This is a genomic window from Halostagnicola sp. A-GB9-2, assembly GCF_030068615.1.
In the GTDB taxonomy this organism is placed as follows: domain Archaea; phylum Halobacteriota; class Halobacteria; order Halobacteriales; family Natrialbaceae; genus Halostagnicola.
Genome location: NZ_JASJOC010000001.1, coordinates 575,055 through 590,427 on the forward strand (window position 1 = coordinate 575,055; position 15,373 = coordinate 590,427).

General features: G+C 59.4%; 14 protein-coding genes. 10 read left to right on the top strand and 4 right to left on the bottom strand.

The annotated features are described in order from the left end of the window. Positions 1-105 precede the first annotated feature (105 nt). Complete coding sequence (locus QNM96_RS02900; RefSeq protein ID WP_283834507.1) at positions 106-1,767, top strand: tRNA uridine(34) 5-carboxymethylaminomethyl modification radical SAM/GNAT enzyme Elp3; 1,662 nt, start codon at positions 106-108, stop codon at positions 1,765-1,767. A 574-nt stretch (positions 1,768-2,341) separates the two neighbouring features. Here QNM96_RS02900 and QNM96_RS02905 read toward each other — a convergent pair. Continuing rightward, positions 2,342-2,992, bottom strand: coding sequence for a hypothetical protein (locus tag QNM96_RS02905; protein ID WP_283834508.1), 651 nt, complete (start codon positions 2,990-2,992; stop codon positions 2,342-2,344). A 366-nt stretch (positions 2,993-3,358) separates the two neighbouring features. Between QNM96_RS02905 and QNM96_RS02910 the strand changes: the two genes are divergently transcribed. The 6 genes from QNM96_RS02910 to QNM96_RS02935 all read left to right on the top strand — a co-directional run bounded on the left by QNM96_RS02910 (position 3,359) and on the right by QNM96_RS02935 (position 9,284). Next, positions 3,359-3,832 (top strand): hypothetical protein, encoded by a 474-nt coding sequence (locus QNM96_RS02910; RefSeq protein ID WP_283834509.1) that lies wholly within the window; start codon positions 3,359-3,361, stop codon positions 3,830-3,832. Positions 3,833-3,949: 117 nt separating this feature from the next. Then, a complete protein-coding gene (gene rqcH, locus QNM96_RS02915) occupies positions 3,950-6,112 on the top strand; it encodes a ribosome rescue protein RqcH (RefSeq protein ID WP_283834510.1) in 2,163 nt (720 codons plus the stop codon). Between the two features lie 220 nt (positions 6,113-6,332). Then, complete coding sequence (locus QNM96_RS02920; protein ID WP_283834511.1) at positions 6,333-6,806, top strand: Lrp/AsnC family transcriptional regulator; 474 nt, start codon at positions 6,333-6,335, stop codon at positions 6,804-6,806. A 162-nt stretch (positions 6,807-6,968) separates the two neighbouring features. After that, positions 6,969-7,547: a HalOD1 output domain-containing protein gene (locus QNM96_RS22900; RefSeq protein ID WP_345782512.1), complete on the top strand. Its 579-nt coding sequence runs from the start codon at positions 6,969-6,971 to the stop codon at positions 7,545-7,547. Between the two features lie 113 nt (positions 7,548-7,660). After that, entirely contained in the window at positions 7,661-9,025 is a 1,365-nt protein-coding gene (locus QNM96_RS02930; RefSeq protein ID WP_283834512.1) for a GTP-binding protein, read from the top strand. Positions 9,026-9,050: 25 nt separating this feature from the next. Next, a complete protein-coding gene (locus QNM96_RS02935; protein WP_283834513.1) occupies positions 9,051-9,284 on the top strand; it encodes a hypothetical protein in 234 nt (77 codons plus the stop codon). A 33-nt stretch (positions 9,285-9,317) separates the two neighbouring features. Here QNM96_RS02935 and QNM96_RS02940 read toward each other — a convergent pair whose 3' ends face one another. After that, positions 9,318-9,944: a phosphoribosyltransferase family protein gene (locus QNM96_RS02940; RefSeq protein WP_283834514.1), complete on the bottom strand. Its 627-nt coding sequence runs from the start codon at positions 9,942-9,944 to the stop codon at positions 9,318-9,320. Between the two features lie 571 nt (positions 9,945-10,515). Between QNM96_RS02940 and QNM96_RS02945 the strand changes: the two genes are divergently transcribed. After that, the gene (locus tag QNM96_RS02945; RefSeq protein WP_283834515.1) at positions 10,516-10,842 is read left to right on the top strand and encodes a TRAM domain-containing protein; all 327 of its coding nucleotides are present in this window, start codon (positions 10,516-10,518) and stop codon (positions 10,840-10,842) included. A gap of 105 nt (positions 10,843-10,947) precedes the next feature. Here QNM96_RS02945 and QNM96_RS02950 read toward each other — a convergent pair whose 3' ends face one another. Then, positions 10,948-11,913: a transcription initiation factor IIB gene (locus tag QNM96_RS02950; RefSeq protein WP_283834516.1), complete on the bottom strand. Its 966-nt coding sequence runs from the start codon at positions 11,911-11,913 to the stop codon at positions 10,948-10,950. Positions 11,914-12,333: 420 nt separating this feature from the next. On the opposite strand from QNM96_RS02950, the gene QNM96_RS02955 reads away from it, so the two are divergent. After that, positions 12,334-13,110 (top strand): NAD(P)H-hydrate dehydratase, encoded by a 777-nt coding sequence (locus tag QNM96_RS02955; RefSeq protein ID WP_283834517.1) that lies wholly within the window; start codon positions 12,334-12,336, stop codon positions 13,108-13,110. 129 nt (positions 13,111-13,239) lie between these two features. Then, positions 13,240-14,412 carry an enolase C-terminal domain-like protein gene (locus QNM96_RS02960; RefSeq protein ID WP_283834518.1) on the top strand — a complete coding sequence of 391 codons (1,173 nt, stop codon included), beginning with the start codon at positions 13,240-13,242 and terminating at the stop codon, positions 14,410-14,412. Here QNM96_RS02960 and QNM96_RS02965 read toward each other — a convergent pair. After that, the gene (locus tag QNM96_RS02965; protein ID WP_283834519.1) at positions 14,409-15,356 is read right to left on the bottom strand and encodes a nucleoside hydrolase; all 948 of its coding nucleotides are present in this window, start codon (positions 15,354-15,356) and stop codon (positions 14,409-14,411) included. The two genes, QNM96_RS02960 and QNM96_RS02965, sit on opposite strands and share 4 nt — an antisense overlap. Positions 15,357-15,373 lie beyond the last annotated feature (17 nt).

Genomic DNA, 15,373 nt, shown 5'->3' on the forward strand with positions numbered 1-15,373 from the left:
CGATATCGACGGTACAGAAGCTCCCGGCCTGATCGAGTCTCACTGCTCTCGGGTCCGTCCTCGAGTCCGACACGCTTATTCGCCGACAGCCCCGAAAACGGGGTAGTGAGTACCGACACGCCCGACCCGACCGAAACTGAAGCGTTCGAGCGGGTCTGTGAAACGCTCGTCGAGCGGATCATCAATGGCGAGGTCGAGCGCGACGAGGTCGAGAAGGCCAAACTCGAGGCCTGTTCGGAGCACTCGGCACCCAAGGTGCCCAAAAACTCCGAACTGCTGGATTACGCGCCACAGGAGTACCGCGAGGACCTAGAGCCCGTGCTCCAGCGCAAGCCGGTTCGAACCGCCTCCGGCGTCTCGCCGGTGGCGATCATGACCTCTCCTGAGCGATGTCCCCACGGGAAGTGTCTCTACTGCCCCGGCGGCCCGGACTCGGAGTTCTCTTCCTCCCAGAGTTACACGGGCGAAGAACCCGCGGCCGCACGCGGCGTCCAGAACGATTACGACCCGTACGGACAGGTCACGCTCCGCCTCGAGCAGTTGCGCGAGATCGGCCACCCCATCGACAAGGTCGAGTTGATCCTGATGGGCGGGACGATGACCGCCCGGAGCCACGATTACCAGGAGTGGTTCGTCAAGCGCGCGCTCGAGGCGATGAACGACTACGACGTCGACAAGGAACCCGAACCCGCTCAAGGCGTGAGCTTCGCGGAGGATCCCGAGGAGTACGAGTGGAAGTATCTCGAGGATGTCATCGCCGAAAACGAGACGGGCGACATCAGGAACATCGGGACGACATTCGAGACCAAACCCGACTGGTGTGACCCCGAACAGATCGACCGGATGCTGGATCTCGGCGGGACGAAAGTCGAGGTCGGCGTCCAGACGACCTACGAGCGGATCAACCGCGAAATGCACCGCGGTCACGGCGTACAGGCGTCGATCCAGGCCAACCAACGACTCCGGGACGCGGCCTTTAAGGTCGGCTTCCACATGATGCCCGGTCAACCGGGGATGAGCCACGAAATGTGTCTCGAGGACTTCCGTCGCATCTTCGAGGCGGAGCAGTGGAAGCCCGACTACCTGAAGATCTATCCGACACTGATCGTCCGCGGCACGGCGACCTACGACTGGTGGCACAAAGGCGAGTACGATCCGTTAGACAACGAGGAAGCCGCAGAGCTTGTCGCGGAGATCAAGGATATGATCCCCCGCTATACGCGCCTCCAGCGCGTCCAGCGTGACATCCCAGCCGACTTCATCGACGCCGGCGTCTGGAAGTCGAACCTCCGCCAGCTCGCGCGAAAACGGATGGACGAACACGGCTGGGAGTGTGAGTGCATCCGCTGTCGCGAAGCCGGGATGAACGACGAAGAGCCCGAGAACGTCGAACTCGACGTCATGACCTACGAGGCCAGCGGCGGGACGGAACACTTCATCAGCTTCGAGGACTTCGAAAAGGACCTCCTGATTGGCTTCTGCCGGCTCCGGTTCCCGAACAAGCCGGTCAGAGGCGAACTCGAGAACGCGGCGCTTCTCAGGGAACTCCACGTCTACGGCACCGAGGTCGCGATGGGCGACGAGGGCGAGACTGACCAACACCAGCATCAGGGGTACGGCCGCCGACTAATGGAGCGAGCCGAAGCGTTGGCCGCCGACGCGGGCTACGACAAACTCAGCGTCATCTCGGGTATCGGCGCTCGAGAGTACTATCGGAACAAACTGGGGTATCATCAGGACGGCCCGTACGTGAGCAAGCGACTGTAGCGCCCGCCGTTCGATCCGTTCTCAACCGTCGTTAATGAGTACCAGCAGATCTAGTACACGAATCGGCACTCTCGAGCACCGGGTTCGTTATTTTCGCCATCTATGTGCTTTCGGGCTTCCGTAAAATTCAACCAACCAACGCCATAAAACATATACGGCGACAATTAGTATTACAAATTGCCGACAGCAGTCGGCCAACATTGCCGATTTCCCACTCTGGCAATGTAACCGAACCACCCCGTTCCAACCGTGGAACCACCCCGTTCCATCGCGTTGTCATCGTGTATGCCACGTCCGATCGTGGCGACGCGTATTCACCTATCTCGCTCGGGTCTCCCCCGACCTGAGCGGACCATCCTTGGCCCAACAGCTACTCGCACGACGGCCACCGTTTACGCAGGGAATCGCGTGCTGGCCCCGTTTACGTTCTCCATTCCCGGAGAAACATCAGTAGCTGGTTCGTCCCGGTGAGCATCGATCGCTGGCTGGTTTCAGAGGACCAAAGGGCTGTTCCAGAAAACGCGAACGGCTGGTTCAGAAGACCTGGTAAAGGAGTCGTCGCGGCCGGTCGAGACTAGTCGTCGATCGTTACTTCGAGTTCGAGCAAGCCGAGATAGCCCGGCGCACCGCCTCCGCTCTCCCGAAACTCCTCGGGCGAGGAATCGACGTACCTGTAGAACTCCGGTTGGGTTTGTGGGTAGTACGTAGAGCCGTCGTCGTGGTGGAGATACGCCGGCGAGTCGGTCTGCTCGAGTTCCTCAACGAGCGAATTCCATTCGGTGCTCTCGTAGAGGAACACGCCGAACGAAAAGCGACCGGCACCGATCGCCGTATCCTTCGAGGTGAACTGCTTGGACTCCTCGAAGGTGAACTCGTCGTCGCTCACCCATGCGATCGCGGCGACGTCGTCGGCGGTAAGCAGGTACGCGTCCCACTCCTTCGAGGCGTCGAACACGCCCCAGGCACTGCGGGGTCCGACGGCACCGACTTCGACGCTGAAGGCCGGAACGGACCTCGTCTCCTCTGATTCCTGGATGAACATCGCATCATAGCCCGGCACGCGAATGCCGCGATCGTGATAGACGATGCCCTCGATATCCATCTCGAGGTCGATCTCCAGTTCGTCGACCGCTTCTTTGATCGAAACGGCTTGCTGGTCCTCGAGCCGGTCGAAAAACTGCGGGAGACGGTATATATCTGACCAGCCGTCACGTTCTTCGGTCATCGGTCACGAACCCCTCCGTGACTCCGCTCGAGAGAGGGGATCGCGATTGGGTGGGGCACTCCGTTCATGTGAGCACAACGGAGACTGTGACTGATTAGGCTTTCTGAATGCGAGACGAAGTATCCCTCGAGTACAGTCTTAGTGGAGTTGTGGCGGGCAGTATCGGTAGCGAACCGTCTCGTAGCGACGGACTCGAAAGGAGGGGATACTGAACGCTAGTCGCGTCCACTCGTTCGTAGTGTCACCCCAAAGACGGTGAAGATCGAAACAAACGTTCGACTAGTCGAGAGTGTTCGTATCGACAATACTGGGGTTTTACTCCCTCGTTCGATGGGAATCAGGTGCTCCCTGCGAGCAGTGATACTAATGGACGACACGAATACAAGCGAGCGAGCACAGTCCCGGTACGATCGACGGTCCGTGTTACAAGCGACGGGCGTCGCCGCGGTGAGCGGCGCGCTATTTACCGGATCCGCGACGGCACAGCTGCCCGACGAAGTCTCGAATTCGGCAACGGAGAGCTACGAAGAGTCACTCGAGCAGGCAGAGGCGGCGGAAAACGTCGCCGACGAATACGATTTCGAGTTACCTGACGAACCGGATACTCCAGCGGACGACTTTTCGGACGACGGAGCGACGGAATACGATTCAACGGAGGTCTCACAAGAGGTCACGAACGAATCGGTGCAAACGTCGAACGAATCGGTAGAGATCTCGGACGTTACGTCGGACGACGAAACGGCAGTGACAGAAGACATTACGACTGAGCCGGCCGAAACCTCGAGTTCCGTTTCCGACGGATTAGAAGTGCTCTCGGACCTGGAGTTTGACTTCTGGTAACAGGCCTCGGGAACCACATCCCCGCCGTTCGAACGGTAGTAGAACGCCAGCCATCTCACTCGAGGCATCGTCGTGCGGAACGACACGCCTTTTGGGCCGCGCGAAGCAGTTGGAGGTATGGATCCGAAGCGGGAACTCACCAGCGTCGACCTCGCCGCGCTCGTTCGCGAACTGAGTGCCTACGAGGGCGCGAAGGTCGACAAGGCCTATCTCTACGGCGACGACCTCTTGCGGCTGAAGATGCGCGATTTCGATCGAGGTCGCACGGAACTCATCTGCGAGGTCGGCGAGACCAAGCGCGCCCACACGGTCGACCCGACGCGCGTTCCGGACGCTCCCGGACGACCGCCGCAGTTCGCAATGATGCTCCGAAACCGACTCTCCGGGGCGGATTTCGCGGGCGTCGAGCAGTTCGAGTTCGACCGTATTCTCGAGTTCGTCTTCGAGCGCGAGGACGGAACCACGAGGATCATCGTCGAACTGTTCGGACAGGGCAATATCGCGGTGACCGACGGCGAGTACGAGGTAATCGACTGCCTCGAGACCGTCCGGCTCAAATCCCGAACCGTTGTCCCCGGCTCGAGGTACGAATTTCCTGACTCGCGGACGAATCCGCTGACGGTCTCCCGCGAGGCGTTCGACCTCGAGATGGAGGACTCCGATACGGACGTCGTTCGAACGCTCGCGACGCAGTTGAACTTCGGCGGACTATACGCCGAAGAGGTCTGTACCCGCGCGGGCGTCGAGAAGGCCCTCGACATCGAAGACGCGACCGAGGACGAGTACGACGCGATTTACGAGGCCATCGAGCGACTCGCACTCGATATCCGAAACGGAAATTTCGATCCGCGTATCTACGTCGACGCCGAGGAGTCCTCGAGCGACTCCGACGGGAACGCCGACGGCGATGACGACCGCTCGTCAAACAGCGTCGTCGACGTCACTCCGTTCCCGCTCGAGGAACACGCGGAACTCGCCGGCGAGGCCTACGACAGCTTCGCGACGGCACTCGACGACTACTTTTTCCGAATGGAACTCGAGGACGAGGAGCCGGACCCGACCGATCAACGGCCGGATTTCGAGGAAGAGGTCGCGAAATACGAACGGATCATCGAACAGCAGGAGGGAGCCATCGAAGGATTCGAACAACAGGCAGAGGCCCAGCGCGAGCAGGCGGAGTTGCTGTACGCGAACTACGACCTCGTCGACGACATCCTCTCGACGGTACGGGAGGCGCGAGAACAGGACCGTCCGTGGGACGAAATCGAGGAACGGTTCGAGGAGGGCAAAGACCGCGGCATCGAAGCCGCCGAGGCCGTCGTCGACGTCGACGGTAGCGAGGGGACGGTGACCGTCGATATCGACGGCGAACGGATCGGTCTACTGGCTCACGAAGGTCTCGAGCAGAACGCGGACAAACTTTATACGGAAGCCAAACAGATCGCCGAGAAGAAAGAAGGGGCGCTCGCGGCCATCGAAGACACTCGCGAGGACCTCGAGGACGCGAAGCGTCGACGGGAGGAATGGGAAGCGGACGACGGTGAAGACGACGACGGCGAGGACGCGGCTGACGGACGGGCGGACCGCGATTGGCTCTCACAGTCGTCGATTCCGATCCGCGAGAACGAACCGTGGTTCGACCGGTTCCGGTGGTTTCACACGAGCGACGACTTTCTCGTCATCGGCGGCCGCAACGCGGATCAGAACGAAGAGTTGGTCAAGAAGTACTTAGAGCGCGGCGACAAGGTGCTCCACACGCAGGCCCACGGCGGGCCCGTCACCGTGCTTAAAGCGACCGATCCGAGCGAGGCCTCCTCGGAAGATATCGAGATTCCCGACTCGAGCGTCGAGGAGGCGGCACAGTTCGCAGTCTCCTATTCGTCGGTCTGGAAGGACGGACGGTACGCAGGCGACGTCTACGTCGTCGACTCCGATCAGGTGACGAAAACGCCCGAAAGCGGCGAGTACCTCGAGAAGGGGGGCTTCGCGGTTCGGGGCGATCGAACGTATCACGAAAGTACGCCAGTCAGTGTCACTGTAGGGGTCCAGTGTGAGCCCTATACGCGCGTCATCGGCGGTCCGCCGTCGGCGATCGAAGAGCGGGCGGTGACGACGATCGATATCGAACCAGGACGGTACGCACAGGCCGACGCGGCAAAGCGGATCTACCGTCAACTCCGCGAACGGTTCGAAGACGAATCGTTCGTCCGGAAGATCGCCAGCCCGGACAAGATTCAACACTTCATGCCGCCCGGTGGCAGCCGAATCGCCGAAGAGTAGGTTCCGGTTCCCTTGGCACGGTCCTCGGGTGAATCTGCTGTTCCCGAACGGCATCCTCGAGAGGGCCGTCTACGGCGTTATTCTCGAGTGCCGTCGTTCAGAGCGCACGCTCTCGAGTGCCGTTGTCTACGATACGGCGTCCGTGAGAGCGCTACCGACTTGCCGGCTAGGTGATTCATGCCGACCGTTTATACGCACCCACGATGGTTTCTGCGATAGCATGTCTGAAGACCTCGATGATATCGATCGGGAGATTCTGTACGCCCTCCAACAGGACGCGCGGAATAACTCCAACGCCGATATCAGCGAGCAGGTCGGCGTCTCCCCGAGCACGGTTGGAAAACGTATAACGAGACTCGAGGAGCGAGGAGTGATTCTGGGATATCGCCCGAAAATCGACTACGAACTGGCGGGACTCCCGCTCGAAGTCCTGTTCATCTGTACGGTTCCAATCGCCGAGCGAGAGTCGCTCGTCGAGTCCGCTCACAAAATCGACGGCGTCGTCAATGTTCGCGAAATGATGACCGGGAGGAAAAACGTCCACATTCGAGTCGTTGGCGCCTCGAACGACGAGATCACACGCATCGCAACAACGATCGATAACCGTGGATATGACATCACCGACGAGATATTACTACGGAGTGAGCGTGACTCTCCCGCTTCGGTCTTTCTCGAGTCAACTTTAGACGAGTAAGACTAACATGAACAATCATTTTGTTTTAGATCGTTCGTTGAATGGATCTTTTCGGTCACTCGTGGCTGAAATCCGGAATCGTTCGTTTTTTGGTTGCTTGCGAGGGATTCGAAAGTGATTATTCCCGAGTCTTTATACCGAGTCAAGCCTTGAAACAGACCAATGGAAACAACACTCTCTGGACCACTCGAGACACGGTCCAACTCACAGCCACTAAGTGTCCAGGTAGTTCGAAAAATCGCCGAGAAAGAAGGAATAGATCCAACAGAACTCGATGCGCCACTGTACGACGTTATTAACCCCGAGGCGCTCGACGAACTTTTCGAAACGAGACGGAACGGAGAATCGAGATACGGAACCGTCGAATTTACGTATCAGGGCTATCACATCGTCGTCGAGCAAGACGACAGCGATGGCGGTCCGACAATCACGCTCGAGGAGTCGGGAGACCAGCCCGTCGACGCGAGCGGGGGCGAAGCTGAGTCAGACGGCAATTCAGTACCGGATGCAAGCCACTATTGTCTCGACTGTGACTGGATGCTTCCGGCGGACGATGAGTACTCGACGAGCGATCGATCTGGGCTCGCGATCACCCACCACGTCGAGACGGGACACACGATCGAGGCCAACGACTCGACTACCGAATCGACCGCGCCGACCAACGCGGTTGAGGAGCTATCTGGTGCATCCGACGAGAAGGCCGCGTTGGCTGCAACTGACGATTCGATCGTCACAAACTGATCGGTCGGTTACTGACCCTCGAACAAATCGAACTGAATCCCGATCAGACTAAACTGAGTCCCGATTAGTCGGGACTACAACCTTTGTAGGTCGTGGGGTGCATACCGGAACGCATGCAACAGGATACGGTTCCCGTGACGGTCCTGTCCGGGAGCCTCGGTGCCGGCAAAACCACGTTACTCAATCATCTTCTCCGAAACGCTGGGGAGCGCGACCTCGCCGTCCTTGTCAACGACATGGGCGAGGTCAACGTCGACGCCGAACTCGTCGCGGCGGACTCGGAACTCGAGGTCGAGGGGGGTGTCGCCGAGCTGTCGAACGGCTGTATCTGTTGTGAACTCCAGGACGATCTCGAGACGGCGGTCGTCAGGCTTGCTCGAGAGCGGGAGTTCGACCAGCTGATCGTCGAATCCTCGGGCATTTCCGAGCCCGAACCGGTTGCGCGGCTCTTTACGACGACCTCTCGCGTCGCGGCCCGGTACGAAATCGATTCGCTGGTCACCGTCCTCGATACGCGGCTCTTTCTCGACTCGTTCGAGGGGGAATCGATACCGGAACGCCGAGGGGCGAACGACGGAGGGGGTCCCGGGTCGAACCAGGACGAATCCGTGCGACCGCTCTCTGATCTCCTAATCGAACAGCTCGAGGTCGCCTCGATCGTCCTGCTCAATAAGACCGATCTGTGTACCGAGGAGGAACTCGACCGGGCGGAAGCGCTCGTGAACGCACTCCAACCGGATGCAAGGTTGATTCGAACTACGTTCAGCGCCGTCGATCCGGATCGACTCCTCGAGGCGGACCGATTCGATCCCGACGAACTCGGTGAGCTCGCGGGTTGGCAACGCGCGCTCGCGGAAGACGAACGCGCCGAACGCGAAAATGTCGATCACAACGACGACGAGACCGGCCACAGCGACGACGAGACGGACGGCAACCACAGCGAAACGGATCACGACCACCGCCATCCCGACGAAGTCTACGGCGTGGATTCGTTCGTCTACCGCAAGCGACGTCCGTTCCACCCAAAGCGGTTCCTCGAGTTCCTCCAATCACTCCCCGAGAACGTTATCCGGTCGAAGGGAGTCGCGTGGGTCGCGGGTCGGGACATCAAACTCGGAATCGGTCAGGCGGGCCCCTCGATTCGGGCGACGGTTCGGGGGCCGTGGATCGCGGCCCTTCCCGAAGTCGACCGACAGCTGTACCGGTCGAACCGACCGAATCTCGAATGGGACGACGATCACGGCGACCGAGAGACCAAACTCGTATTCATCGGAACCGGTCTCGAGGAATCCGAACTTCGATCCGAGCTCGAGGCATCGCTTGTCACCGACGACGAATGGGAGCAAGCCGAAACGCTCGAGAATCGGTTCCCGAACGAACAGGGAGAAGAACGCGTGCTCCGAGCGCCCGTTTCAGGGTTGACACCGGAGAACCAAACCCGTGGGCGAGCCTCAAAATCCGGCCACAGAAACGACTAAGTAAGCGACGAACACCTGTTCTGCCATGAGCGACTCCGACGACGATCGAGCCGGCTTTCGAGACGGGCTCGAGTCCTCCGAGGGCGATCCGCGGATACTCGCCATCCTGAACGCCGTTCTGTCGGCGGCGTTCGCCTGGCTCCTCGTCTGGGGCGGCAGCATCATCGGGATGCTCGAATACGGCCTGACGAACGTTGCACTCGTCGCTGCCGGACTGTTCCTCTTTACGTTTATTATGAGTCGATCGTCGACCTCGTGATCCGTGGGAGACGACGGATTCTCGAGTCCACCCCTACCCGTGATCGAGGTACTCGATAGCCTCTTCATCAGTCACCTGTCCGAACGTCCGGTAGTACTGACCGACGGCCCGGAAGTCCGCCGGCGAACGCAGCGCGATCACGTCGTCGGCTTCGTCCTCGAGATCAGCGAGCGAGTCCGATGGCCCGACGGGAACGGCCAGGGTTACGTGAGCCGCGTTTGCCTCACGGACCTGTCTAAGACACGCGATCGCGGTCGCTCCCGTCGCCACGCCGTCGTCGACGACCACCACGTGTTTTCCCTCGAGATCCGGAAGTCCGGGCGTCTCTCGATATCTGTCGGCCTTTTCGCGGGCGTTTTCGGCCTCGTCGGCGCGAACCGACTCGAGATGCGATTCGGAGACGTTCAACCGCTCGACGAGCGCGTCGTTAAGCCAGACGCTCCCCTCGCTGGCGACCGCACCTAACGCGAGTTCAGGGTTGTTCGGCGCGCCCAGTTTGCGTGCGACGACTACGTCGAGTTCCGCCCCAAGAGCGTCTGCGACCGGCCGTGCGACCGGGAGCGCGCCGCGAGGAATACCGAGGACGATATCGGCCGTCGTTCCGCGGCGCTCGAGTTCCGATGCGAGTCGATCGCCGGCGTCGGTTCGATCCTCGAACATGGCGTAGTGCTACGACGCCACCGTACTAGATTCTTGGGTCGATCGTTCGTTTCCGTTGAGAGGTCTGCGCTGCCACCAGCCTTCTACCCGGTAGATCATCGGGCTTTAGCGATCGAATTCCGATTCGCGGACGCCTCTCCACTGCTCGTCTGTCCCACCGTGTTCAGAGAACGTCTCGTCTGCTCCACGGTGTTCTGATAAGCTGAGTCCATGTGAAGACGAACGATCTAACCCACTCTTCAGCCAGCTTTGCGTAGACATTACTGAAGGAGTTTGAAATTTCCCATCTGAAATCGAGGCCGTGTCGTTGGCAGGCATACTTCACCGATTTATCGCCATCGCCGAGAAACACGCCACCCTCGACGTCGTAGTTCTCGAGCGGTTTCCGGAAAAATAACTTACGATGACTTTTCCCTGACCGGTTCAAGCTTTGTGTACGGCGATATGTTCATTTCGGGATCGGCGTCTCTGCGACGGTGTCGTAGACAAATTCTATTGGATCCCGTCCATCGGCCTCGAACCAATCAACCGTGGCGGCACGTTTTTATGAACGAGCGGATACAGTGTCGATGTGGGACGCTACCATCCGGGAAAACACGACTCGTTCATCAAGTGTGAAACGCCACGATGTGGGGCGAATAATGCTCCGGAAGGATCGACAGAATATGATACGGACTGCTGGCGATGTGGAGAATCGCTTGGTGGAAAACCAGAGCTAGGTGACGTTATTACCGTTGATATCGTTGACGAGAAATCTGATGGAACACTCGTCTGCAAGACGGAAAGTGGATTCGTTCTATTCCTCGAGGAAGACATTGGGGCTATCCAGGCCACTGTTCGGGTCACTTCTGTCGACGAGACATACGGAGAGGCAGAACTCGTTGAAACGAACCAGTAGCTTCGCGCCGTACACTTCTCTTTGCACCGCGAGAACACGTTCTGTCGTAAACCACGAGATCCCAACGCGGGAGTCCTTGTGCCTCAGGGCGAGGCGGACGTCAAATCACGTCGGGAGACCCATCGCTTCGATCTGTTCCTGATATCGGTTTCGAATAGTTACCTCCGTTACCTGGGCGACATCTGAAACCTCCCGTTGAGTCCGTTTTTCATTGCAAAGGAGTCCGCTGGCATAGATTGCAGCTGCAGCATAGCCGGTCGGTGATTTACCAGACAACAGCCCCTCCTCGGCTGAGGTGTCGATAATCTCGTTGGCCTTCACCTGTACCTCCTCAGGGAGATCGAGTTCGGAACAGAATCGCGGGACGTATTTTTTCGGATCGACGGGTTCCATCTCGAGATTGAGCTCCTGGGCCACGTATCGATATGTGCGTCCGATCTCTTTCCGATCAACACGAGAGACCGCCGAAACTTCTTCGAGTGACCTGGGAATGCCCTCCATTCGACAGGCCGCGTAGAGTGTACTCGTGGCTACACCTTCGATAGAGCGTCCTCGAATGAGGTCTTCCTCGAGAGCACGTCGATAGAGGACGCTAGCAACTTCCCGGACGGATCGGGGAACGCCTAACGCGGAAGCCATTCGATCGGTTTCCGAAAGCGCGAACTGGAGATTCCGCTCACCTGCATCTTTCGTTCGAATGCGCTCTTGCCATTTCCGGAGTCGGTTCATCTGACTCCGTTTGTCTGAAGACAGAGATCGACCATAGGCATCCTTGTTTTTCCAGTCGATCGTCGTCGTCAAGCCCTTATCGTGCATCGTTTGCGTTGTTGGGGCTCCAACACGGGATTTATTATCGCGCTCGGTGTGGTTGAATGCTCGCCATTCAGGCCCTCGATCGATCGTTTCTTCCTCGAGGATCAACCCGCAGTCTTCGCAGCTGACTTCGCTTTCATCTGCACTTCGAACGAGTGAACTCGAATCACATTCAGGACAGGTCTGAACGCCCTCTTGTTCAGTCGTTTCATGCGATGTCTGCTCACCACGTTCTTTCTGACGGGTCGGGCGTTTCATTAGCTCTTTATACCAAATTGCTGGAAGTGTTTAAAGACTGTGAGCGACTCCTCCGGTAGCGAGTTAAAATTATGTCATATATGAGCTAATGAATAATATAAAGATAGTTAATTATGTGTGGGCAATGAATATCCATATTGATTATCTTAAAATTTTTCATAATATGTTTATGAGGTGTCGATTTCAAATCAAAAGGTCGTTGTTTTACGGAGTTATTTTCATAGATGATGGACGATATGTATCGACAGAATAGCGAGAAGAGAACTTCCAATCGTGGCTTTCTGCGATGCGTACTCAACGCGAACAGTAGTAGTAGCTTCTCCCCCTCTCGACTCGCCGATCGGCTCGAATTTCTCCCCCTCTCGAGTTCCCCGGAGCACGCTTGCCGAACGCCTACCCCCGCCGACGGAAACACCCGGTATGGGACGACTCCAGCAAACGCTCGCCGGTGTGAGTAGCGAGACGGGGACGGAAAACGGTCGCGTCGGCATCATCGGCGGAACGGTCGAGTATCCAAACCAGCCTGCACTCGTCGCTCAGGCGGCGCTCAGAACGGGATCCGACCACGTCCGCGCGCTCGTTCCCGAGGAAATCTACGGGATTGTCGCCGGCCACTCGCCGAACGTGCTCGTGAGCCGGTACCCGGACGAGCGCTTCACCGGAAACGCGCTCGAGCAAGCCCGAAAGCTCGGGGGTTGGGCCGACGCGCTCGTCATCGGACCCGGGCTCGTCGAGGCGGAACGCGACGCCGTTCAAGCGACGATCGCCGAGACGGACGTTCCGATCGTTGTCGACGCGCTCGCGATCGAACCCGCACTCGAGGCGGACCTCTCTAGAGCGGTCCTCACACCCAGCGAAGCCGAAGACGACCCGATCCGCGAGACGTACGGCTCCCTCGAGGCGTTTTCAGCCGAGACCGGAGCCGTCCTCACGCTGACGGGTACCGTCGACGAGATCGTCGCGAGCGGCGAACGGAGTCAGAACGAAACCGGAACGTCCGCACTGACGGTCGCCGGAACGGGAGATACCCTCGCCGGGATCACCGTCTCGTTGCTCGGACAGGGGATGGCTCGAGACGAGGCCGCGGAACTGGCCGCCTGGGTTCTCGGGAAGACCGGCGAACTTGCGACCGCAGACAAGGGGCCCGGTGTCGTCGCGACGGACGTCATCGAGCGGATTCCGGACACGATTCGGTGATCCGCGCTCGAGGGGCCCAGCGTCGTGGCCGAACAGATCGATGCCGCGAACGAACGAAACCTAGACGATTGCGTACACAGTCCCCCCACGTGACAGAAATTTATGTAGGTGGCCGTCCCTCTTTTCGTCGTGCCACCACAGATCACCGAAATCGAGTCTATCGAGTTCTCGTACGAACTGTCCGACGTCGGGACGGACGAGAACGGGTTCAATCTGGTCTACGAGCCCGGATCGACGACCACGCGAAAGTTGTTCGCACTCAGCATCGAAACGGATGTCGGGATCACCGGCGAGTACGTCGGCGGAAACTCGCCGGCGGCCGCCCAGATCAACACGTTTGCGGACTATCTCATCGGGAAGAACCCGCTTGAGCGCGAACGCCACTGGAGCGAGATCAAACGAGGGTTACGAAAGTACGACCGGATGGGAATTGGGCCGGTCGATATCTCGCTCTGGGACTTCGCCGGGAAGTACCACGATGTGCCGATTCACGAACTGCTCGGCACCTACACGAAACGACTCCCGACGTACGCCTCGACCTATCACGCCGACGACAACGGCGGCCTCGACTCGCCGGAGGCCTACGCGGACTTCGCCGAGGAGTGTCTCGAACTTGGCTTCCCCGGCTTCAAAATACACGGCTGGGGCGGAAGCGACGCCGCACGGGATATCGACCGCGAAATCGAAACCGTCCACGCCGTCGGCGACCGCGTCGGCGACGAGATGGACCTCATGATCGACCCCGCTTGTGAGTACCAGACCTACGGCGACGCACTCAAGGTCGGCCGCGCCTGCGACGAGCAGGACTTTTTCTGGTACGAAGATCCCTACCGCGACGGCGGCATCTCCCAGCACGCCCACCGAAAGCTTCGGGAATCACTCGAGACGCCGATCCTCCAGACCGAACACGTCCGCGGGCTCGAGCCCTTTACCGACTTCATCGCGAACGACGCGACCGACTTCGTCCGTGCGGATCCCGAGTACGACGGCGGAATTACCGGCGCGATAAAGCGGGCCAGAATCGCCGAAGGGTTCGGCCTCGACGTGGAGTTTCACGCGCCCGGGCCCGCACAACGACAGTGCATCGCCGCGATTCGGAACGCGAACTACTACGAACTCGCGCTGGTCCATCCCGACTGTGCGAACACCCAGCCGCCGGTGTACCTCGGCGACTACTCGGAGGCGCTCGAGTCCATCGACGACGACGGAACGGTTCCGGTTCCCGACGACCCAGGCCTCGGCGTCGAGTACGACTGGGATTTCATCGAAGAGAACGCGATCGGCCGCCGGATTTACAACTAGTTTCCGCGTTCGGCGACCACTCGGTCGACCGTCTCCGTGAATAGCTCCCGATACCGTTCGAAGTCGGCCTCGAGTGCGACCGAACCGTTCGGCTCTCCGTCCGTGACGTCGTTTACGTCACAGACGAGCGCTCCCTGATCGATATCCGAGTCGGTGCCGACAGTCATGTGGTAGGATTCGGTCTCGAGGAGCCCCTCGTCGACGATACCTGCAATCGCCAGCGCGTCGTGAATCGCCGTCGTTTCGAAGTCGTACTGCTCGAGTTGGTCTCCGGAGTAGTAGGTGAGCCATTCGACGATCGATCGGCCGAGCGGGCTCTCCTGGGGGAGCGAGTCGATCCAGTCGGCGGGGAGGTTCGCGGCGTTCGTTACGTCGAGTCCCACGATCGTCGGCTCTGCGTCTCGAACCACTCGAGCCGCCGCCTCTGGATCCGAGTGGAAATTGGCCTCCGCGAGCGGCGTGACGTTTCCGGGAGTAAACGCTGCACCGCCCATAATAACCAGTTCGTCGAGCAGGTCCGGAAGGTCGGGTTCGATCGCGAGCGCGAGTGCGACGTTCGTCAGTGGTCCGATCGCCGCGAGCGTTAGCTCGCCCTCGTACTCCCGTGCGGTCTCGACGATGAACTGCGCGGCGTGTCCCTCGATCGGTGCAGTCTCACTCGTTGGTTCCGGAAGTTCGCCGCGGATCCCTCCCTCCCCGTGGATGTGTTCGGCCGTCTCGAGTTCGACCGTAAGCGGAAGCGTCGCCCCCTTCGAGAGCGAGATTTCGGTTCGGTCGAAGAACTCGAGGAGCGAGCGGGCGTTTCTCGTCGTGTCGGTGACGGGCGCGTTTCCGTGGACAGTGCTGATGCCGACGACGTCGAGTTCGTCGCGCTCGAGCGCGAGCAAAAGTGCGAGTGCGTCGTCGCATCCGGGATCGGTATCGATCAATATCGGCCGAGACATGCTCGAATCGTCGAATC